General features: G+C 30.8%; 21 protein-coding genes. 7 read left to right on the top strand and 14 right to left on the bottom strand.

The annotated features are described in order from the left end of the window. Positions 1-46: 46 nt before the first annotated feature. The 5 genes from BTO07_RS02560 to BTO07_RS02540 all read right to left on the bottom strand — a co-directional run bounded on the left by BTO07_RS02560 (position 47) and on the right by BTO07_RS02540 (position 5,100). Positions 47-238 carry a cold-shock protein gene (locus BTO07_RS02560; RefSeq protein ID WP_087519742.1) on the bottom strand — a complete coding sequence of 64 codons (192 nt, stop codon included), beginning with the start codon at positions 236-238 and terminating at the stop codon, positions 47-49. A 219-nt stretch (positions 239-457) separates the two neighbouring features. Further along, on the bottom strand, positions 458-724 hold the full coding sequence (locus BTO07_RS02555) for a hypothetical protein (protein ID WP_087519741.1): 267 nt from the start codon (positions 722-724) through the stop codon (positions 458-460). A gap of 179 nt (positions 725-903) precedes the next feature. After that, on the bottom strand, positions 904-2,439 hold the full coding sequence (locus BTO07_RS02550; protein ID WP_087519740.1) for an SDR family NAD(P)-dependent oxidoreductase: 1,536 nt from the start codon (positions 2,437-2,439) through the stop codon (positions 904-906). 4 nt (positions 2,440-2,443) lie between these two features. Then, a complete protein-coding gene (locus tag BTO07_RS02545) occupies positions 2,444-3,757 on the bottom strand; it encodes a DEAD/DEAH box helicase (protein ID WP_087519739.1) in 1,314 nt (437 codons plus the stop codon). Between the two features lie 2 nt (positions 3,758-3,759). Next, positions 3,760-5,100, bottom strand: a complete 1,341-nt coding sequence (locus BTO07_RS02540; protein WP_087519738.1) for a DEAD/DEAH box helicase — start codon at positions 5,098-5,100, stop codon at positions 3,760-3,762. Between the two features lie 175 nt (positions 5,101-5,275). Between BTO07_RS02540 and BTO07_RS02535 the strand changes: the two genes are divergently transcribed. The 4 genes from BTO07_RS02535 to BTO07_RS02520 all read left to right on the top strand — a co-directional run bounded on the left by BTO07_RS02535 (position 5,276) and on the right by BTO07_RS02520 (position 8,725). After that, positions 5,276-5,845: a Crp/Fnr family transcriptional regulator gene (locus BTO07_RS02535; RefSeq protein ID WP_087522528.1), complete on the top strand. Its 570-nt coding sequence runs from the start codon at positions 5,276-5,278 to the stop codon at positions 5,843-5,845. A gap of 160 nt (positions 5,846-6,005) precedes the next feature. Continuing rightward, positions 6,006-6,746 (top strand): acyl-CoA desaturase, encoded by a 741-nt coding sequence (locus BTO07_RS02530; protein ID WP_087519737.1) that lies wholly within the window; start codon positions 6,006-6,008, stop codon positions 6,744-6,746. Positions 6,747-6,933: 187 nt separating this feature from the next. After that, positions 6,934-7,938, top strand: coding sequence for a methylmalonyl Co-A mutase-associated GTPase MeaB (gene meaB, locus BTO07_RS02525; protein ID WP_087519736.1), 1,005 nt, complete (start codon positions 6,934-6,936; stop codon positions 7,936-7,938). Positions 7,939-7,972: 34 nt separating this feature from the next. Further along, positions 7,973-8,725 (top strand): acyl-[acyl-carrier-protein] thioesterase, encoded by a 753-nt coding sequence (locus BTO07_RS02520; protein ID WP_087519735.1) that lies wholly within the window; start codon positions 7,973-7,975, stop codon positions 8,723-8,725. Between the two features lie 332 nt (positions 8,726-9,057). On the opposite strand, the gene scpA is transcribed toward BTO07_RS02520, so the two are convergent. From scpA to mce, 8 genes are all read right to left on the bottom strand, one after another. Beyond that, positions 9,058-11,190 (bottom strand): methylmalonyl-CoA mutase, encoded by a 2,133-nt coding sequence (gene scpA / locus BTO07_RS02515; protein WP_087519734.1) that lies wholly within the window; start codon positions 11,188-11,190, stop codon positions 9,058-9,060. 5 nt (positions 11,191-11,195) lie between these two features. Continuing rightward, positions 11,196-12,986 (bottom strand): methylmalonyl-CoA mutase family protein, encoded by a 1,791-nt coding sequence (locus BTO07_RS02510; protein WP_087519733.1) that lies wholly within the window; start codon positions 12,984-12,986, stop codon positions 11,196-11,198. Between the two features lie 79 nt (positions 12,987-13,065). Further along, positions 13,066-14,355: an acetyl-CoA hydrolase/transferase family protein gene (locus tag BTO07_RS02505; protein WP_087519732.1), complete on the bottom strand. Its 1,290-nt coding sequence runs from the start codon at positions 14,353-14,355 to the stop codon at positions 13,066-13,068. A gap of 51 nt (positions 14,356-14,406) precedes the next feature. Continuing rightward, positions 14,407-15,735, bottom strand: coding sequence for a sodium ion-translocating decarboxylase subunit beta (locus tag BTO07_RS02500; RefSeq protein ID WP_087519731.1), 1,329 nt, complete (start codon positions 15,733-15,735; stop codon positions 14,407-14,409). Positions 15,736-15,745: 10 nt separating this feature from the next. Next, on the bottom strand, positions 15,746-16,165 hold the full coding sequence (locus tag BTO07_RS02495; RefSeq protein ID WP_087519730.1) for a biotin/lipoyl-containing protein: 420 nt from the start codon (positions 16,163-16,165) through the stop codon (positions 15,746-15,748). Between the two features lie 3 nt (positions 16,166-16,168). Beyond that, positions 16,169-16,528: an OadG family protein gene (locus BTO07_RS02490; protein ID WP_087519729.1), complete on the bottom strand. Its 360-nt coding sequence runs from the start codon at positions 16,526-16,528 to the stop codon at positions 16,169-16,171. Then, on the bottom strand, positions 16,528-18,087 hold the full coding sequence (locus BTO07_RS02485) for an acyl-CoA carboxylase subunit beta (RefSeq protein ID WP_087519728.1): 1,560 nt from the start codon (positions 18,085-18,087) through the stop codon (positions 16,528-16,530). The genes BTO07_RS02490 and BTO07_RS02485 overlap by 1 nt, the downstream gene beginning before the upstream one ends. Before the next feature lie 46 nt (positions 18,088-18,133). Next, positions 18,134-18,541 (bottom strand): methylmalonyl-CoA epimerase, encoded by a 408-nt coding sequence (gene mce, locus BTO07_RS02480; protein ID WP_087519727.1) that lies wholly within the window; start codon positions 18,539-18,541, stop codon positions 18,134-18,136. A gap of 353 nt (positions 18,542-18,894) precedes the next feature. Between mce and BTO07_RS02475 the strand changes: the two genes are divergently transcribed. The 3 genes from BTO07_RS02475 to BTO07_RS02465 all read left to right on the top strand — a co-directional run bounded on the left by BTO07_RS02475 (position 18,895) and on the right by BTO07_RS02465 (position 21,666). Further along, positions 18,895-19,794, top strand: coding sequence for a DMT family transporter (locus tag BTO07_RS02475; protein WP_087519726.1), 900 nt, complete (start codon positions 18,895-18,897; stop codon positions 19,792-19,794). 96 nt (positions 19,795-19,890) lie between these two features. Next, positions 19,891-20,472, top strand: a complete 582-nt coding sequence (locus BTO07_RS02470; RefSeq protein ID WP_335682124.1) for a TetR/AcrR family transcriptional regulator — start codon at positions 19,891-19,893, stop codon at positions 20,470-20,472. A 33-nt stretch (positions 20,473-20,505) separates the two neighbouring features. Then, positions 20,506-21,666: an iron-containing alcohol dehydrogenase gene (locus BTO07_RS02465; RefSeq protein ID WP_087519724.1), complete on the top strand. Its 1,161-nt coding sequence runs from the start codon at positions 20,506-20,508 to the stop codon at positions 21,664-21,666. A 67-nt stretch (positions 21,667-21,733) separates the two neighbouring features. Here the strand turns inward: BTO07_RS02465 and fabG are convergent, their stop codons facing one another. Beyond that, a complete protein-coding gene (gene fabG, locus BTO07_RS02460; protein WP_087519723.1) occupies positions 21,734-22,480 on the bottom strand; it encodes a 3-oxoacyl-[acyl-carrier-protein] reductase in 747 nt (248 codons plus the stop codon). Between the last annotated feature and the right edge of the window lie 97 nt (positions 22,481-22,577).

Below are 22,577 nucleotides of genomic sequence, written 5' to 3'. Positions count from 1 at the left end.
CCATCAATTAATTGATGGGCTTTTTGTAAAACTTTAAGTATATTTCTTAGATAACTTTTACGTTAACTGCGTTTAAACCTTTGTTTCCTTCTTGTAAGTCAAATTCTACATTGTCACCTTCTCTGATTTCGTCGATTAAACCTGAAACGTGTACAAAATGATCTTTGTCTACTCCTTCTTCAGTGATAAAACCAAATCCTTTAGTTTCATTGAAAAACTTTACTGTTCCGTTACTCATAATATTGTAATTAAATTTATTATACTAATTATTAAACAAAGATGGTGCCATTTTTATGATATACAACACTTTAATCGTCTTCTTTTCTATTTATTAAAAAAATAATCAATTAAAAATCAAGTTATTAGTGTTTTTAGTGTAAAAAGTATGATATTTCTAACCAGCCAATCTATTGGAAAATAGTTGTTTAATAATTTACTAAACTAAGTTTTAGCTGTATTAACTATTTACTCTTTCAAAATAAACGGCTAAAAAAGCATCTACTTTTTCTTTTAAAATATTAATTGAAGTATCTTCTTTTCTAAAAACGGTTACATTTTCTTCAGCTCTATTTCTACTGATACTTTCTTGTACCTCAACCATACGAACTCCATTAATGGTGTCTAGTAGATTTTTTAATTCTTCATCTAATGAAATATCAGTTAAATAGATTTTTAAGGTTTGTTCTATTGGAGAGTTTCTAATTTCGGTTCTATATGGCAACATAATTATATAAATTTAAAAGGTTCATAAATAATGTTACACTAAAGTAACTGTTGTAAATTACTATTTTAGTTTCATTAAAACAAAAAAACTTACTAGATGAAGTCTAATAGTCTTTATTTTAGACCATAAACTTCATCTGAAAGTCAATCTTTAAACTTAAAAATCTATTTATTTTAGGACTACCAATCAATAGGAAAGTAATCTTTTAAGAACTTACCACACCAATGTTTACCTGTGTTTATTCCATCAATTAAAGGATCCATCACTCTTGCTGCACCATCTACAATATCTAAAGGTGGTTGAAAATCGTGTGTTTCTACTTTTTTCTTTGATAATTCAGCAGGATCTTCATCTGTAACCCAACCTGTATCAACAGCATTCATGTAAATACCCGATTTAGCAAACGTAGATGCAGAAGTATGTGTTAACATATTTAAGGCTGCTTTTGCCATATTTGTATGTGGATGTCTGTCTACCTTTTTAAATCGGTGAAACTTCCCTTCCATCGCAGTTACATTAATAATATGTTTTTTACCAGTATTTTCTTTCATCATTAAATTAGACAAACGATTACATAAAACAAAAGGAGCTACAGCATTTACCAACTGTACTTCTACCATTTCTGTAGTTTCAATTTCACCTAATTTTAAACGCCAACTGTTGGTTTTTCTTAAATCTACTTGTTGTAAATCGGCATCTAATTCTCCTTCAGGAAAAACTTCTGCAGTTTGTAACGAGTTGTCAAAACTATATGGAATTTGAGATAGTTCAGCTGAATTACGCAAACCTATTCCTGGTTCTGGACCATGCCAAGTAACCGGTAATACATTGTTTTTATCTGTTTTTGCAGTAGACACACTTAAGCTAGATAACTCCTCTAAACAGCTTGTATGATCTTTTAATAATCTTTGAGCGAGTTTCGGAAGTTTATCTACAGGTAATTTTTCATTTTCCATTAAATGGAAATAAAAACCTGATGGTCTTCTTACCGTTTGTGCTGCATTATTGATTAAAATATCTAATCGATCGTATTTTTGTTCTATATAATTACAGAAAATCTCTACACTTGGTATGTGTCTTAAATCAAGACCATGAATGTGTAAACGATCAGACCAATCTTTATAATCTTCTTCTTTAGAAAAACGAATTGCAGAATCTGCAGGAAAACGTGTGGTTGCCACAACAGTTGCTCCAGAACGCAATAACATTAAGGTAATATGATATCCGATTTTTAATCGAGAACCTGTAATTACAGCTACTTGATCTTTTAAATCAGTCGTTTGAAAACGTTTTGCATAATTTAAATCGCCACAAGCTTTACACATTGTATCGTAAAAATGATGTAATTTGGTAAATACAGTTTTACAAACATAACAGTTTCTTGGTGATTCTAATTCAGGAGTATCTTCATCTATTGCTGCAGCTCCTAACAATTTAGGCGCAACAAATAATGCAGCTTCTCTAGCAGAACGAATTCCGGTTGATTTTCGTGCATGTTTATCACCTTCTATCATTTTACGTTTTGCCGCTTTCTTAGCATCCTTTCTTCTACGCTGAAATTCATCACGATTGGGTCTAGACAATGCTCCAGCTGCTTTAAAAAGCGCTACTCTTTGTTCCTCAGGAATTTCGAATAACTGATCGGTGTCGTCTAATAATTGCTGTAATGTATTGATGCAAGCTGCAACGTCTATATGTTGTCTTTCTTCACTCATAAACTTATAATACTGTTACTCTTACTTTTTTCTTTTTTAATCGTGTATTGTTTAGTTTTTCTACCAAATCATCTGCTAATGCTAATGGAATAGCAACAAATGCACAATCTGGTTTTAACTCAATAGCGCCTAATTGTTCTTTAGAAATACCACCTTGTTTAAAGAATAAACCAGCAATATCTCCTTTAGATATTTTATCTTTTCGTCCACCAGAAATAAATAACGTTTCCCAATATTGTGGAACGTGTGGTGCTTTTTTAGAAATATTAATTCCTTTACTAGGTTTGATAAAATCTGGTAAACGTTCGTTTTCCCATTTCAAAATATATGCAGTTCCTTTTTCATTTACCCTTGCAGTTCTTCCATTTCTGTGGATGAATTCTTCTTCATGCTTAGGTAATTCATAATGAATGATAAACTTCATTTCTGGAATATCAATTCCTCTTGCAGCTAAATCTGTTGCAATTAACAATTGACACGTTCCGTTTCTAAATTTTATTAAAGCTCGTTCTCTGTCTTTTTGTTCCATTCCTCCAGAAAAACAAGCGTGACTTATTTCTTTTTTTTCTAAAAAAGTACTTAATTGAGTAATGGTATCTTTTAAATTACAGAAAACAATACCAGGTTCATTCCCAATATGTTCTACTAAATCTACCAATGTTTTTAATTTACTTTTATTAGGAGAAACTACAGTCTGAAAATTTAATTGAGAAGTTCTTTTTCCTTTTAAGTAATTGATGATTCTTGGTTCTACTAATTTTACGAATTCAGGTATTTCAACTCCCTGTGTAGCAGATGTTAAGATGCGTTTATCTAAAGTAGGTAATTGATTGATAATGTTACGCATTTCGTATTCAAAACCAACTTCTAAAGACTTATCAAACTCGTCTAAAATTAACGTTTTTATGTGGTCTTTAGAAAAACGATCATTTGCAAAATGGTCAGATATTCTACCTGGTGTTCCTATTAAAATAGCAGGAATATGTTTTAATTCTATCTTGTCTTTAGACATTGGTCTACCTCCATAAACAGCGTTTACTTTGTAACCAGAACCCATAGAACGAATTACTTGTTCTATTTGTATTGCCAATTCTCTAGATGGTACTAATATTAACGCTTGTACTTCTTTAGATTCAGGATCTAAAGTATCTAATAAAGGTAAAGAAAAAGCCAATGTTTTTCCGGTTCCTGTTGGCGATAATAAGATGGTATTTATGTTCTTTTTAATAACAGAAACAGCTTCTATCTGCATCGGATTTAAAGCTTCAATCTGTAATTTTGCTAAAATATCCTCTTGAGTTTTTATAATATTTGCCATGCTTATTTCTTTTTCTTCTTTTTAGAAGCTTCAGGTTTAATCTTTGCATTAGCCGTTTGTGCTAAGTAATCTGCAAATATTTTATCTACCAGTTCTTCCTTTGTTAAATGATGAAATATTGTTTTTATCTGAGATTTATAATCTTCAGAAACTGTACGATTTGGTTTTATTTTAAATATTTTTTTAGCCCACAACAAACCATTATTTTCTTCAATACTTTGTGCGTCTGCTTTTTTATATTCTTTAAAAACAATTCCTAAATCTTCTTCAAACTCAGGAATTTCTTCCAATTCTTCTTGTTGAATTATACTTAATGAAAGTCCGGTTGCTCCTGCTCTTGCTGTACGTCCACTTCTGTGAACATACGTGCCATAAGTATCAGGTAAATGATAATTAACCACATAAGATATTTCTTTTACATCAATTCCACGAGCGGCTAAATCTGTAGCTACTAAAATATCGATATTACCTTCTCTAAATTGCCCCATAATTCGATCACGAATTCCTTGAGTTAAACTACCATGAATCGCTCCTGAAGAGAATTTATTAATGGCTAAGTTTTTTGCTAATTTATTAACGGCAGCTTTTGTTTTACAAAATATAATTCCACGTTCTCCTTCTTTAGAAGCTAAAAAGTGAAGTAATACATTTAGTTTTTCAATGGGTTCTACCACCACATATTGATGATCTATACCTTGATGACCAACAGTTTCCATATCTGCTTCAACATGTACAACATGTTTAGACATATAATTCTGTACCAATTGTTTAATCGTTCCTGGCATTGTAGCAGTAAACAATAAAGTCCTTCTCGTTTTCGGAATTTCTTTAATAATAGCATCTACCTCTTCTTTTAAGGCACTTACCATTTCGTCTGCTTCATCTAAAATAAAGTAGTTAATATCCTTTATATTGATAGCTTCACGTTTTACTAAATCTACTAAACGACCTGGAGTTGAAACTACAATATGAGTTGTTTCTTTTAAACGTTCTATCTGAGGTTTTATAGGTATTCCACCACATATTGATGCAATGGTTGCTTTTTGACTTTCTGTAGCAAAAGACACTAAATTAGCATGAATCTGTTGCCCTAATTCTCTTGTAGGCGCTAATATTAGTGCTTGTATATTTTTGTTTTCTGCATCTATTAATTGCAGTAAAGGCAATCCAAAAGCAGCAGTTTTACCTGTTCCTGTTTTTGCTAAAACCACTACATCATCCTTTTTATTTAAAATTAAAGGAATGGTTTTTTCTTGAACATTTGTAGGAACAGAAATTTGTAATTTAGCTAAACTTTCTTGCAATTCTGCATGAATACCTAACTCTGAAAACGTTTTTGACATTAAATAAAAATTTTTGCAAAGGTAACAATATCGTTCTTGTTAATTGAATAATAATTACTTGTGAATTTAAAATGTTTAATTTCAATTAAAATTGGCAATTATATATGAATATTAACCCTAAAATAGCTTTTTTGAATTCGTATATTTGCAATCTAATTCATTAGCAATAAAAGATTTGCAGCAAATAAAAGCATACTTAGATCAAATAGCAACTATATCTGACTCAGATTGGGAGTTTTTTACATCAAAATTACAGCCTCGAAAGATTAAAAAGAAAACAGTCTTTTTAAAATTGAATGAGATAGAAAATCATATTTCTTTTATTGAATCAGGTGTTGTACGCTTATTTATTCCCAAAGAAAATCCAGAGAAAGAAATTACTTTTGGTTTTAGTTTTAAAGATCAATTTATAAGTGCTTATGATTCTTTCTTAACACAAAAACCATCTGCATATGAATTACAAGCACTTACGGATACTACGCTATTAAGTATTTCATATGCTGATTTACAGGCTGTTTACAAAACAACTCAAATTGGTAATTTAATTGGAAGATTAACTGCAGAACGTCTTTTTTTAATAAAATCTAAACGAGAACAAAATCTTTTGAATCTTACTGCAGAAGAGCGTTATATGAAGTTATTTAAAGAACGCCCAGAACTTTTAAAAGTGATTCCGTTAAAATACATCAGCTCTTATATTGGTGTTACAGCTCAAGCATTAAGCAGAATTAGAAAGCGTATTTAATGGTAAGTAATTAGATAATTCTTACCTTATTATATGTTCTAAAAATCTATCCCGCGAAAGCGGATATAAAAAAAAGAATACGTTTTAGAAAGGATTTTAATTGATTTAGGTTCATTGTTTTGCTTCTAATAGGCATCTATCTTTGCAAAAATATAAAGATATGATTGTTATTATTTTCATTTTAGTGCTTTGGTATGGAGGATTGTTTTTTCAATCTTTCTTTTTACATCGTTATGCAGCACATCAAGTATTTACGATGTCTAAAACCATGGAGAAAATCACATTTATTTTAACTTGGTTTTTTCAAGGATCTAGTTACTTAAGTGCTTATGGTTATGGTATTATGCACAGAATGCACCACGCATATACAGATACAGAAAAAGACCCACATTCTCCATCTTACGACGCAAATATGTTTGCGATGATGTGGAAAACAAAAACTATTTATCAAGATATTAATGAACAACGTATTGCAATAGACGAACGTTTTACTAAAAATGTACCACAATGGAAAGTGTTTGATTCTTTTGCTGGTTCTCGTTTTTCTCGTTTACTTTGGATGACATTCTACGTTTTATTTTTTGTCTTTTTTGTTACTTCTTGGTGGCAATGGTTGTTATTACCAGTCGCTTTTTTAATGGCTCCTATCCATGGAGTTATTATTAATTGGTTTGGTCATATTTATGGCTATGTTAATTTTAAAATGAAAAACACCAGTAAAAATCTTTTCCGTTTCGATTTCTTAATGATGGGTGAAGGTTATCACAACAATCATCATAAATATGCAAGTAGCCCTAACTTTGGTGTAAAATGGCATGAAATAGACATGACTTATTTAATTATTAAATTATTGAATGCTGTTGGTTTTATCAAATTGAAACCAGTTAAGGTAAAGGATTAATTACTGCTCATTATTTTTTTTACAGCAAACTTATTTATTGTATTTAATAGTTTTTTTTATAAAAAATTCTATAAAATAAATTAGAAAAAATCATTTAAAAACACCACTTAATTAGTGGTGTTTTTTTCATTATTAGTATCTTTGAAGTACAAAAACTCTAATATAAACTTAGCTTTTTATTTCTAAAATGAAAAATTACAAACGAAAAAGAAGATTACCCGTACAAGATTATATCGATGGTATTTTAAGAGGTGATAGAGTTATTTTATCTAGAGCAATTACAATTATTGAAAGTAATCTAGAAGGAGATAAAATATTAGCCAAAGAAATAGTTCAACAAATATTACCTAGTTCAGGTAAATCGATTCGTATTGGTATTACAGGTGTTCCGGGTGTTGGAAAAAGTACTTTTATAGAAGTATTTGGTTTGCATTTAGTAAAAGAAGGGCATAAAGTTGCTATTTTATCTATAGATCCAAGTAGCCAACGTTCTAGAGGTAGTATTTTGGGTGATAAAACTCGAATGGAACAATTAGCTATTTTGCAAGAAGCGTACATTAGACCTTCTGCATCTGGCGATACTTTAGGTGGTGTTTCTAATAAAACAGGAGAAACAATGTTGCTTTGTGAAGCTGCTGGTTATGATGTTATTTTAATTGAAACTGTTGGTGTAGGGCAATCTGAAACGGCCGTACATGGTATGACAGATTTCTTTTTATTATTGATGTTATCTGGTGCTGGTGATGAATTACAAGGAATCAAAAAAGGAATTATGGAAATGGCTGATATGGTAGTCATTAATAAAGCCGATGGAGATAATGTAAGAATGAGTAAAATGGCGAGATTACAATATCAAAATGCACTTCATATTTTTCCACAATCTGAATCTGGTTGGAGTCCTGTTGTTTCTACTGCTTCTGCATTAAAAAATACAGGAATTTCTAATGTTTGGGATGAAATTTTAAAATTTAAAGAATTGATTGAAGAAAATGGTTATTTCTTAAAAAACAGAAATCATCAACAAATAAAATGGATGTATAATAATATTAATGAAGAATTAAAACAGTTGTTTTATGGTTCAAAAGATATTAAAAGTCAATTAAACGAATTAGAAGAAGATATTGTTTCTGCAAAAATTTCGCCTGTTAAAGCTGCACAAAAAATACTTGAGGATTTTAAAAAATCTTTTTAGAAAATAACGGATTTAAACCTTCAAAATATAAAATATGACATTTGATAATTATTTTGAGAAGCAATTTGAATTACGTTATTTTGAAATGAATAAATTTGGATTAGCAACGCCTACAATCATTTTAGGATTGCTAGAAGAGACAGCGGCAGATCATTCTTATTCAATAGGCCATAGTTTATTTGATCTTGTAAAGAAAAATGTAGGTTGGGTTTTAGTTTCTGGTATTTTACAAATGGATCGTTACCCTAACTATAAAGAAAAAATTACGGTTAAAACATGGTTGTCTAGTTACTCCTCTATTAAAGGTTATAGAGAAAATATTATTTATGATGAAAATAAAAATATCATTGGTCGCGCTAAGGGTTTATGGGTTTTCTTTGATATAGAAAAAAGAAGACCAATACCTATTTTTAATGAAATTAAAGAAAAATGGTCTTACCTTAATGAAGAATCTATTTCTAGCGATATTAAGAAAAAAATAAGTGCAGTAGATTACGCTGACATTACAAATCAATTTAGGGTGAATCGGTATGATACAGATATGAATAAACACGTAAATAATATTAGATATTTACAATGGGTTATTGAATCTATCCCTGAAGAAATTTCTGAGAATTATTTTTTACATAAAATAGATGGTCGTTTTATATCTGAAGCACAATATGGTGATACAGTTTTATCGTTAACTGAGAAAAACAAAGCAGAAAACTCTTTTATACATACCATAAAAATTGAAGGCAGTGGTAAAGTTTGTGCAACGGCTACAACCCTTTGGAATAAATATTGATGATTAGCTTTTTCTACGTTAATCTTCAAAATTAGCGGGATAACTTATCTGTTTTCCGAAAATAATCGCCGTTTTTTTAGCTATTATGAATGAAAGCCGATTTATAAAAAACTTAAATATTGTATCATTTCACTTTTCTAATAAGTTCAAGATAAACTCTAGGAGTAGTTTCATTCTAATAGAAAACTAAAATTATTTGGCTTCATGTGATTTCCCCTAACGTCTAAAAGACAAAGTTGTGGGTAACTATTTCTTTTTATATGATTTCTTTAAAGAACTAAAAAAAGCCCAAACATTAAAATGTTTGGGCTTTTTAATCTGAAATTTAGAACTTATTCTTGCTCTAAATATTTTTCCATAATAGTAATCGCAGATTCAGAAATTACAGTACCAGGACCAAAAATGGCTGCTACTTTTCTTTCTAATAAATAATCATAATCTTGTGCAGGTATTACTCCTCCAGCAAAAACCATAATATCTGGTCTTCCCATTTTTTCTAATTCACCAATTAATTGAGGAATTAAAGTTTTGTGACCAGCAGCTAAACTAGATGCTCCAACAAAATGTACATCGTTTTCAACAGCTTGTTTTGCAACTTCTTCAGGAGTTTGGAATAACCCCCCCATATCAACATCAAAACCTAAATCAGCAAAACTAGAAGCAACAACTTTTGCACCTCTATCATGCCCATCTTGACCCATTTTTGCAATCATAACTCTTGGACGACGACCTTCAATTTCTGCAAATTTATCAGTCATTTTTTGCGCTTTCGCAAACGTACTATCGTCATTTACTTCTTTTCCGTACACACCACTTATCAATTTAGTATCTGCTTTATGTCTTCCAAAATGAACTTCTAAAGCATCAGATATTTCACCCAATGTAGCAAAATTTTCTGCAGCTTCAACAGCTAAAGCTAATAAATTACCTTCTCCACCTCCAGCACAATTTTCTAATGCTTTTAAGTTTGCGGCAACTACGTGAGAATCACGTTCAGCTTTCATTTTATTTAAACGTGCAATTTGAGAATCTCTTACAACTGTATTATCAACATCTAAGATTTCAATATTCGTTTTTTCAGTAGTTTTAAATTTATTAACTCCTACTAAAATATCTTGAGCTGAATCTAATCGAGCTTGTTTACGTGCAGATGCTTCTTCAATACGTAATTTCGGAACTCCAGTTTCAATAGCTTTTGCCATTCCACCTAATTCTTCAACTTCTTCAATTAATTTCCAAGCTTTCTTAGCTATTTCTTGAGTTAAGTACTCAACATAGTAAGATCCAGCCCAAGGGTCAACTGATTTCGTTGTTTGCGTTTCATCTTGAATAAAGATTTGCGTATTACGCGCAATTCTTGCAGAGAAATCTGTTGGTAAAGCAATTGCTTCATCCAATGCATTTGTGTGTAAAGATTGCGTTCCTCCTAATGTAGCTGCCATTGCCTCTACACAAGTACGTGCTACGTTATTAAAAGGATCTTGCTCACTTAAACTCCATCCAGATGTCTGACTATGCGTACGCAATGCCATTGATTTTGGATTTGTTGGGTTGAAAGATTTAATGATTTTTGCCCAAAGCATACGTGCAGCACGCATTTTAGCAATTTCCATAAAATGATTCATTCCTACAGCCCAGAAGAAAGATAAACGAGGTGCGAATTCATCAATTTTTAAACCAGATTTTAATCCAGTTCTAATGTATTCCATCCCATCGGCTAAAGTGTATGCTAATTCAATATCTGCAGTTGCACCAGCTTCTTGCATATGGTAACCACTAATAGAAATAGAGTTAAACTTAGGCATCAATTTAGTAGTGTAATCAAAAATATCACCAATAATCTTCATTGAAGGAGCTGGTGGATAAATATATGTATTACGTACCATGAATTCTTTTAAAATATCATTCTGAATCGTACCAGAAAGTTGATCTAAAGGAACTCCTTGTTTTCTTGCTGCTGCAATGTAAAAAGCCATAATTGGTAAAACTGCACCATTCATTGTCATAGAAACAGACATTTTATCCAATGGAATTTGATCGAACAAAATTTCCATATCTAAAATAGAATCTATAGCAACACCTGCTTTACCAACATCACCAGTTACACGTGGGTGATCTGAATCGTAACCACGGTGTGTAGCTAAATCAAAAGCAACTGAAAGTCCTTTTTGACCTGCTGCTAAGTTTCTTCTATAGAACGCATTAGATTCTTCTGCAGTAGAAAAACCTGCATATTGTCTAATTGTCCAAGGACGCATTGCATACATTGCGCTATATGGTCCTCTTAAAAAAGGAGGTACACCCGCTGCAAAACCTAAATGTTCTGCTTCTGAAATATCTTCTTTTGTAAATTGTTTTTTTACTGGGATCCCTTCAGGAGTATTCCAAACGTCTTGATTCTCTGAAGTTGCAACTGTTTGCTTAACAGCTGAATTTAATTTTATATCTGAAAAATCTGGTTTCATACTTCTTAAGATTTTAATGTTTTTTGAACTTTTTTCTGAATGCTAGAAAGTGCTACAAGAACATCTGTTCTCATATTTACAACACCGTCTAAACCAGCTTCAGTTAATTCGTCCATATTTTTTGGAGCACCTGCTAATAATAATACTTTATCAGTATTAATAGCTCTAAATGCTTTTATAAAGTCAACAGCAGTTTCATCGTAATCTTTATCAGAACTACAAATAACAACAACGTGAGCCTCACCTTTTGCACTTTCTGAAGCCGCTATTTCTGCATTTTCAAAACTTTCTTCTTGATGAACGTCAAAACCACTTACACCAATAAAATCATACGCAAAAGCAGCTCTTGCTTTACGCATATTTAAATTACCATAACTAGCTAATTGTACAATTGGACGCACATTTGTATCTGCAACTAATTCTTCAGTAACTCTTCTCATAGCTTCAATTTCTAAAGAAGCTCTTCTTGGAGTTAATACTTTTGAATTATCATCACTTCCTTTAGAAAGTAGTTCTGTAGGAACAGTTTCCATTAAGTTAGGGTATTTATTAATACCTACCATTGGAGTTCTACGTTGACTAATTAATTTTAATTTTTTTAAACGAATTTCAGCAATTTGTTGTTGAATAGTTTCGTTTTCAAAAGCAGTATAAAAACCACCATTAGCTTCAATTGTTTGAAACAACTCTAAAGCTTTTTCTGCAATTTTAGAACTTACTTCTTCAATATAGTAAGATCCATCAACTGGATTAGATACTTTACCAAAGTAAGATTCTTCTCTTAAAATAGTAGTAATGTTTCCTGCTACTCTACTTGAAAAATCTGAAGGGTTTTTAAACTCTTTATCGTAAGCATCAATTAAAACACCATCTACATTACCTAATATTGCAGCCATTGCTTCTGTAGTACAACGTAACAAATTAGTTTCTGCATCAGTTATTGATTTGCTCCAAATAGACGTTTTTGCTGTAATTGTATTTGCAAATTCTGCTACACCATATTTATTAGCTACTTCTGCTAATAAATTATTAAATGCTCTAAATTTTCCAATTTCAACAAAATATTCTAAACCAATTGCTAATTGAAAGTTTAGGTTATCGAATATTGATTGAACTGATACATTTTTTTCTACTAGTTTTTCAGTTAAGAAAACTAAAGAGTTTAAAGTATATGCAATTTCTTGAACTTGGTTTGCACCAGAATCTAAATATTCTGTTCCAGAAATTGTAATCGCTTTAAAGTTTGGGAAATTTGCTGTTAATTTCACTAATTCTACAACAGTTTCAATTTGACTATCATCAAAAGAACCTGTTGTTACATAGTTAGAAATAATTGCTGTATTGATGTACCCTTTTAAATCGCTATCTTTTGCATAAGCAACTAAATTTTTAGTAAAATCAATAGCATCAGTTACTATTTCAAAAGAAACAGTTGTTGTGTTTAAATCTAATCCGTTTAAAAGAGTTTCAACAGATACATTTTCTTGCATTTGGAAAATGATTCCGTTCATTCCTTCTTCAACAGCTTTAACAGCTAGTTTATTACCTGTTTCAGCATTTGCAACTTTAACACTTCGATAATTCACTAATGATTGTGAGTTTTCTCCTGTATTTTTAAGCTGTGTAATTTTGTTTTCAGTATTGTAGCAAGGTTGAATATCGATACCAGTTAGGTTTTTCCAAACTAGTTTTTTATCAAAATCAGCTCCTTTTAAATCTGCGGTCACTCTTTCCATCCACTGTTCAGTAGAAACTGAAGGGAAATCAGAAAAAAGTGCTTTATTTTTATCGCTCATTATATTTGAATTTATGAAATATTTTAAAAGTTAAAGTTCTTTAAAATTTTACTTATAAAGAACTATAACTTCAATAAATTTATTTTGTCATTAAACTACTTTTGAATCTTTCGAAAATAGCTTTATCTAATTCTTCTCTATGATCTGGGTGTGCAATATCTCTTAGAGCCTGAGCACGTTGTTTTAAGTTTCTACCAAATAATTCAGCAACACCATATTCTGTAACTACAAGACGAGCATGTGCACGTGTAGTTACTACACCAGCTCCTTGTTTTAACATAGGTGTAATTTTAGAAACTCCTTTACCTGTAGTAGAAGTAATTGCGCAAATTGGTTTACCACCTTCAGAAAGAGCTGCACCACGCATAAAGTCCATTTGACCACCAACACCAGAGAACATTCTTGGTCCAATTGAATCAGCACAAATTTGACCAGTTAAATCTACTTCAATAGCAGAGTTAATAGCAGTTACTTTTGGGTTTTGGCGAATTATAGATGTATCATTTACATAAGCAATATCTAACATTTCAATTTCAGGATTGTCATCCATAAAATCATACAAATTACGAGTTCCCATTGCAAATCCTGATACAATTTTGTAAGGATTTACTTTCTTTTGAGAACCATTTACAACTCCTTTTTTTACTAAATCTACAATTCCTTCAGAAAACATTTCTGTATGTACTCCTAAATTTTTGTGATTATGTAAGAACGTTAATACTGCGTTTGGAATACCTCCAATACCCATTTGTAATGTTGCTCCATCTTCAATAATACCAGCAATATTTTTACCAATTGCTTTTTCAGTTTCAGAAGGGGCTACAAATTTCATTTCGTATATTTCTTCTGAAATTTCAACACATGCATCAAATTTATTGATATCAATTTGTGCATCTCCAAAAGTACGTGGCATACGAGGGTTAATTTGAGCAATTATCTTTTTCCCTTGTTCAATACCAGAAAGTACAATATCTACAGATACTCCTAAAGAACAAAAACCATGTTTATCTGGAGGTGAAACATTTACCATTACTACGTCTAAATCCATATATCCTTGACGAAATAAACTTGGAATATCACTTAAGAAAATTGGAATGTAATCTACTGTGTTTCCAATCATTTTACGAACATTTCCACCAATGAAAAAAGCATTAGTATGGAAACTTTCTCTTAGTTCTGGAGCTGTATAACCACAAGCACCTTCTGTGTGTAAATGTACAATTTCAACATTTCTTAATTCAGGTGCTCTATCAACCATAGCATGTATCAATGCTTGTGGCGTTGCTGAACCTCCTTGAATTAAAACCCTGTCTCCAGATTTAATAATTTTAACAGCATCTGCGGCTGTCATTTTGTTTGGTATTTTCATTTTATTAAAATTTAAAACTTATTGTTTTAATTATATACTTATTTTCATTTTTTATCCTAAGAAACTTAATATAATACCAGCAGCAATTGCAGAACCTATTACCCCAGAAACGTTTGGAGCCATAGCGTGCATTAATAAATAATTACTAGAATCATATTTTAAACCTTCAGTATGTACAACCCTTGCGCTATCAGGAACGGCTGAAACTCCCGCCGCACCAATTAATGGGTTAATTCTATTATCTCCTTTTAAGAATAGATTCATAAATTTAGCAAATAATAAACCTCCACAAGTTGCAATTACAAATGATATTGCTCCTAGCCCAAAAATTAACATAGAATCTTTAGTAATAAAGATGTCTGCTTGTGTTGATGCTCCTACTGTAACACCTAATAATATAGTTACAATATCAATTAACTTAGTACGTGCAGTATCTGCTAATCTTTCTGTTCTACCAGATTCTTTTAATAAGTTACCGAAGAATAACATACCTAGTAAAGGCAGTGCACTTGGAGAAATAAATGTTGTTAAAATTAAAGCTACCACAGGAAAAATCATTTTTTCTTTTTGAGTTACCGCTCTTGGTGGTTTCATTTTAATCTTTCTATCTTCTTTAGAAACTAACAAACGCATTAAAGGAGGTTGAATTACAGGAACCAAAGCCATATAAGAATATGCAGCAATTGCAATAGGACCAATTAAGTTTTTTACGGTTGTACCATCAGGTAATATATTTATACCATTTGCTAATTTAGATGAAAGAAAAATAGCTGTTGGTCCATCTGCACCACCAATAATTCCAATTGCACCAGCCTCAGGAAGGGTAAACCCTAAATATAAAGCTCCCATAAAAGTTGCAAATACACCAATTTGAGCAGCTGCTCCTAAAAGCATTAATTTAGGATTTGCAATTAATGAAGAGAAATCTGTCATTGCTCCAATTCCTAAGAAAATTAATGGCGGATAAATTCCTTTTACTACCCCAAAATAAAGATAGTTTAATACAGATCCTGTTTCATAAATACCCGTTTGATTTCCGGCTACAAAAGGAATATTACCTAATATAACACCTGTACCAATTGGGATTAGTAGTAAGGGTTCATAATCATATTTAATTCCTAAATAAATGAATACAATTCCGATTATAATCATTATTAAGTTTCCTGAAGTTGCATTTGCAAAACCAGTATAACTATAAAATTTTGATATTCCTTTAAATGCGCCTGCAAAAACACTCACACTTTCCTGTGGAGCATTATCAACTTGTATAGTAGTTACTGTACTGTTGTCTATGGAATCAGTATTTGTGTCAAATGCTAATATTGGTCTAATAAATATTAATAATGATAAAACACAAAATATTAAAATTACTTTTTTCATGTTTATGATTTTATTCTAATTCTATCATTAATTCGTCTTGTAATACTTGTTGTCCAACAACAATATTTATAGCAGTAATTGTACCTGCTTTTTCACAAACAATGTTGTTTTCCATTTTCATAGCCTCTAAAACAAGCATTCTATCACCAACTTTAAGTGTATCACCAACCTTTACATCAATAGATAATACAACACCAGGAATTGGAGCAACAATTTTTGTTTTTTGAGATTTAGGATTTACTTTTAAAGGTTCTGCAGGTCTTTTTGATGCAGCACGAACTAAAGTAGGTGTTTTTGTTTTTTTAATATCCTCCTTCATTTTCACCTCATATGAAGTACCATTAACCTCTAAGTTAATAATATTGCCTTCATGTGATTTTATATTAACAGTATATCCGTTATCGTTTACTTTAAATTTATAGCTTTTCATTTGTTATAATCTATTTTGAATTCCGTAAATTTTAGAGCTCCAAGGTGAATATGCTTTTTTAACTTGTTTAATGGTTAAAATTGCGCTTTCGTGGTCATGTTGTTCACTCATATACATATGAACTGTAGCACCAATTGCCGCAGCAATTTCTCCCGTAAAATCACTATCTCTTTTTACTTTAATTTCGCTAACTTTTTTATCTTTTCTTTTTGTAATTACTTTATATACATAAAGCATTACAGGTAATCCATAATTAAAGAAAAGTGCGAGTGTTACTAAAGCACTAAAAACAATTAGTAATCCAGTAATTAAAATAACATAACCTTCACTTATTATGTCTGGATTTGCAGTTAGATATATCATTATAATGGAATATTTGAGTGTTTTTTTGGAGGATTTACATCTTTTTTATTTTGAAGTAACTCTAGCGCTCTAATAATTCTGAAACGTGTATTTCTTGGCTCAATTACATCATCAATAAACCCATATTTTGCTGCTTGATAAGGATTTGCAAATTTTTGAGTGTACTCATCCTCTTTTTTCTGAATATAATCTTGTTTTTCAGTAGCATCTTCAATTTTTCTAATATTAGATCCTTCTAAAACTTCAACAGCACCTTTAGCTCCCATTACTGCAATTTCTGCAGTTGGCCATGCATAATTTACATCACCTCTTAATTGTTTACAGCTCATTACATCGTGAGCACCACCATAAGATTTACGTAAAGTAATCGTTACTTTTGGCACTGTAGCTTCACCATAAGCAAATAATAGTTTTGCTCCGTGTAAAATAATTCCACCATATTCTTGACCTGTTCCTGGTAAAAAACCTGGTACATCAACAAGTGTTACAATTGGAATATTGAAAGCATCACAAAAACGAACAAATCTTGCAGCTTTTCTTGAAGCATCAATATCTAAAACACCAGCATAATATTTTGGTTGATTGGCAACAATACCGACAGGACGACCATTAAATCTTGCAAAACCTACACAAATATTTCTTGCATAATTTCTGTGAACTTCAGTGAATTCGCTATTATCAGCAAGTGTTGATATTACATCAACAATATCATAAGGTTGATTTGGGTTTTCAGGAATAATTTCATTTAAAGAATCCTCTAATCTATCAATAGGATCATTACATTTAAGCATTGGAGCTTCTTCTAAGTTATTAGAAGGCAAGTAACTTAATAACTTACGAACTAATAATAGATTTTCTTCGTCATCTTTTGCTAAGAAATGAGAAACACCTGATCTAGTTGAATGAATTTTAGCTCCTCCAAGTTGTTCTGCTGTTACTACTTCACCAGTTACTGTTTTTACTACTTTTGGCCCAGTAACAAACATATAACTTGTGTTTTCTGTCATAATAGTAAAATCTGTTAAAGCCGGAGAATAAACTGCTCCACCTGCACAAGGTCCTAATATTGAAGAAATTTGAGGAATAACCCCTGAAGCCATAATATTTCGTTGAAAAATCTCAGCATAACCAGCTAATGATCTTACACCTTCTTGAATACGAGCTCCACCAGAATCATTTAGTCCAATTAATGGAACACCAATCTTCATGGCCATATCCATTACTTTACAAATTTTTAATGCATAAGTTTCAGATAACGAACCTCCAAAAACGGTAAAATCTTGAGCAAAAAGATACACTATTCTACCATCAATTGTTCCGTGACCAGTTACAACACCATCAGAAAGATAAATTTGTTTGTCTAAGCCGAAAGATTTTGTTCTGTGAGTAACAAACATGTCAAACTCTTCAAAACTATCTTCATCTAAAAGAATATCAATACGTTCTCTTGCTGTTAACTTACCTTTTGCATGTTGCGAATCAATACGTTTTTCTCCACCACCTAACTTAGCTTGAGCTCTTTTTTCAATAAGCTCATTAATTTTATCTTGGTTTGCCATAAACTAAAGTGTTTTTACTGGTCAATATTTTTTAACTATAAAAAAATTATTTTTCTTTAGAACAAAGCTCTGTAAGAACTCCTAAAGTTGATTTTGGGTGTAAAAAACCAATGTCTAATCCTTCTGCTCCTTTTCTAGAAACTTTATCAACAAGTCTAACACCTCTTTCTTCTGCAGTCTTTAATGCTTCAGTAGCATTGTCAACAGCAAATGCAATATGATGAATACCTTGTCCTTTTTTCTCAATAAATTTACCTATTGGTCCATCTGGAGATGTACTTTCTAATAATTCAATTTTAGTACCACCTACCATAAAAAAAGCTGTTTTTACTTTTTGATCTGCAACTTCTTCTACAGAGTAGCATTTTAAACCTAAAACTTCTTCATAATATTTAATTGATTCGTCTAAATTCTCAACTGCAATACCTAAATGTTCTATGTGTGAAATGTTCATATCTTAATGTTTATTTTTCAACAAATTTAGGACAGAACTCTATTTTATTATATGATAGATATCATATCAACTTAACAGATAACTATATCGATGTAAATTTTTAAAATCGTTCATTTTGCTTTGATACATGTTATAATTAAGTGGTTTATTACCAGTGATTAATGTTTTCTTTTAATGCATTTTTTGATACAAAGTATTTTATTATTTTCTATTAAAATATATTTTATTGATCTATAATTTAGAAAGATTATAGCTGATGAAAAAGGAAGAATTATAGTTTAAAAAACTAAGTTTTACATTTTTCCAACCTTTTACTATTTAGTTTTTTCCATTCTATTATCTTCGCGCGCATTATGTGGATGTACTTAGGACTTTTAGCGGCTTTATTTTTAGGATTACACAATTTATGTAAAAAACATGCTGTACAAGGCAATGAAGTTTTTCCTGTTTTATTCGGAACTATTTCTGCCGGTTTTTTACTCTTATTACCCTTCTACTTAGGATCTGTTTTTTATCCAGAATATATGCAGAAAATAGGTTTTTATGTTACAGATATTTCTTGGGGAACTCATGGTTTTATAATTATAAAATCTATGATAATGGCTTCTTCTTGGGTTTTAGCTTATCAAGCATTAAAACATTTACCTATAACAATTGTAACTCCAATTCGTTCTGCAGGACCTTTTTTCACCTTTATAGGTGCTATTTTTATCTATCATGAGAAACCTAATTTTTATCAATGGATTGGTTTCTTTTTGATCATTTTATCAGTATTATTATATTCTAGAATTGGAAAAAAAGAAGGAATTATTTTCAAAAAAAATAAATGGATATTTGCTATTATAGGAGCTACTTTTTTAGGTGCTTCTAGTGGTTTGTATGATAAATTTTTAATTCAGAGTTTAATTTTAAATCCACAAACACTACAATTTTGGTTTTGTTTTTATACTGTTCTTATCTTATTAATAATCTTATCGATTACCTGGTTTCCTTATTCAGTAAAAAGGAAAGCTTTTAAATTTAGATGGTCTATTCCTGTTGTTGGAATATTATTACAAACTGCAGATTATTTTTATTTTAAAGCATTACAAGATCCTGATGCGTTAATCATGTTATTGTCTGCTATTAAAAGAAGTCAGATATTAATTGCTGTTGTTGTTGGTGGTTTAATTTTTAAAGAACAAAACAAACGTAAAAAACTAGTTCCTCTTGTTGGTATTTTGTTAGGTGTCTTTTTAATTCTGTATTCATAATCTTTACTCCTCTTTCGTTTTGTTTAGATTATTTTAACGTATAAAAATGAATGTTCATTCTTTTTTATATTACATTTGCACTCTAAATAGATAGTATTGAAATTAGCAAAGAGTATTATAAAGCGACAAGCATTGGTTGATGCAACTATTCAATTAGTAAATGAAGATGGTTTTCATAATTCACCTATGTCAAAAATCGCAAAAATGGCGGGTGTTTCTCCTGCTACAATCTATCTCTATTTTGAAAACAAACAAGATTTAATTAACAAAGTTTTTATAGAAGTTAAAGAGATATTCACAAGATATATTTTTGAAACTTATGAAGAAGAAATGACTGTTGAAGGAGGTTTTGAACTTATTTGGAGAAGAATTTCGTTTTTTAAATTAGATCAATGTAAAGAAGCGATGTTTTTAATGCATTGTGATTTTAATCCTATTATTGATAAAAAAATCAGAAAAGAGGGAATAACACATTTGCAACCCCTACTCGACCTTTGGCAACGTGGAAAAGAGGAAGGAATTATAAAACCAATTTCAAATTATTTGCTCTTCGCATATGCCATCAATCCAATATCAACATTATTAATAATGCAACAACAAGGTATTTATACAATTCAGACTTCAGATATAAATGAAGCTTACAATGCAGCATGGGATGCTATTAAATTATCAAAATAAATAAAAATACAAATCAAGAATAAAAAAATAAAAATGAATAATTTTCAATTTAAAAACCCGGTAAAAATCATTTTTGGAAAAGAAACTATTGCTAATGTAGCAGATGAAATTCCTAAAGATGCAAATGTACTTCTACTTTATGGTGGGGGAAGTATCAAAAAGAATGGAGTTTATAATCAAGTTAAAGACGCTTTAAAAGAGTATTCTATTACAGAGTTTGGCGGAATTCCTGCAAATCCTGAATATGAAGTTCTATTAGAAGCTTTACAAGTAATTAAAGACAACGACATTAATTATTTGTTAGCTGTTGGTGGTGGTTCTGTAATTGATGGAACAAAATTTTTATCTGCTGCTGCTCTTTATACAGGTGATACACCTTGGGATATTCTTAAAAACAGTATTAGAACAGAAGTAGGTATGCCTTTTGGAACGGTATTAACTTTACCTGCAACAGGTTCTGAAATGAATTCTGGAGCAGTAATTACTAGAAGAGAAACGAAAGAGAAATTAGGAATGGGTGGTCCAGGATTGTTTCCTCAATTTTCAATTTTAGATCCTAGAGTTATTTCTTCTATTCCACAAAGACAATTAGCAAACGGAATTGCAGATGCATTTACACATGTGTTAGAACAATATATGACTTATTCAGTTGGAGCATTGTTACAAGATCGTTTTGCAGAAAGTGTATTACAAACTTTATTAGAAGTTGCTCCTAAGGTTTTAAAAGATCCAACAGATTATGAAGCTATTTCTAATTATATGTGGTCTTGTACAATGGCCTTAAATGGATTATTAATGCAAGGTGTACCTACAGATTGGGCAGTTCATGCAATCGGACATGAATTAACTGCACTTTATGGAATTGATCATGCAAGAACGTTAGCTATTATTGCACCAAGTCATTATGAGTATAATTTTGAAACTAAGAAAGATAAATTAGCTCAATATGCAGAAAGAATCTGGAATGTAACTGAAGGAACTTTAGAAGAGAAAGCTAGAATTGGAATTGAAAAAACTGAAAGCTTTTATAAAGGTTTAGGAATTGACACTAAATTATCTGATTATACTTCAGAATATGAAGGAACAGCAGAAACAATTGCAAATCGTTTTAAAGAAAGAGGTTGGACAGGTTTAGGTGAACATAAATCTATAACTCCAGAAAAAGTTGAAGAAATAGTAAAAATGTCTTACTAATAATATCAAACAAAAAAGAACCTACAAAATGTAGGTTCTTTTTTTTATAAATATATTTAGCATATTACTATGTTAACATTCCTCCATCTACAGATAAAGTTTGACCTGTAATGTAAGCAGACATGTCTGAAGCTAAAAAGACACATGCATTTGCAATATCAATTGGCTGCCCTCCTCTTTTTAAAGGAATTCCATCTCTCCAACTTTGTACAGTCGCTTCATCTAATTTTGCAGTCATTTCAGTTTCTATAAAACCAGGAGCAACTACGTTACTTCTAATATTTCTAGAACCTAATTCTAAAGCAACTGATTTAGAAAACCCAACAATACCAGCTTTTGATGCAGCATAGTTAGATTGACCAGCATTACCTTTTAAACCAACTACAGAACTCATATTAATAATAGAACCTTTTCGTTGTTTCATCATCGGACGAATCACTGCTTTGGTTAAATTAAATACAGACTTTAAGTTTACTTCTATTACTTTATCAAAATCATCTTCAGAAATACGCATTAACAAATTGTCTTTTGTTATACCTGCATTATTTACTAAAATATCAATAGCACCAAATTCTTTTAAAACTTCTTTTGCTAATTCTTGAGCAGCATCAAAATTTGCTGCATTAGATTGATATCCTTTAGCTGATACTCCAAAAGTTTTTAATTCTTCTTCTAAAGCATTAGCAGCATCAACAGATGAACTATATGTAAAAGCCACATTTGCTCCTTGCTTAGCAAATTCAATAGCAATTCCACGACCTATACCTCTTGTAGCTCCTGTTATAATTGCTGATTTATTTTCTAATAATTTCATGTTTTTTGGTTGTTTTTCGAGGTGCAAATATACTAAAATAAAAAAACTCGTAAAACAAATTTGTCTTACGAGTTTTTAATATCTAAAAAACTAAAAC

It is taken from the genome of Polaribacter sp. SA4-12 (assembly GCF_002163675.1).
In the GTDB taxonomy this organism is placed as follows: domain Bacteria; phylum Bacteroidota; class Bacteroidia; order Flavobacteriales; family Flavobacteriaceae; genus Polaribacter.
The sequence above is the reverse complement of the archived record's forward strand: the minus strand, read 5'-3'. Positions and strand labels throughout refer to the sequence as shown.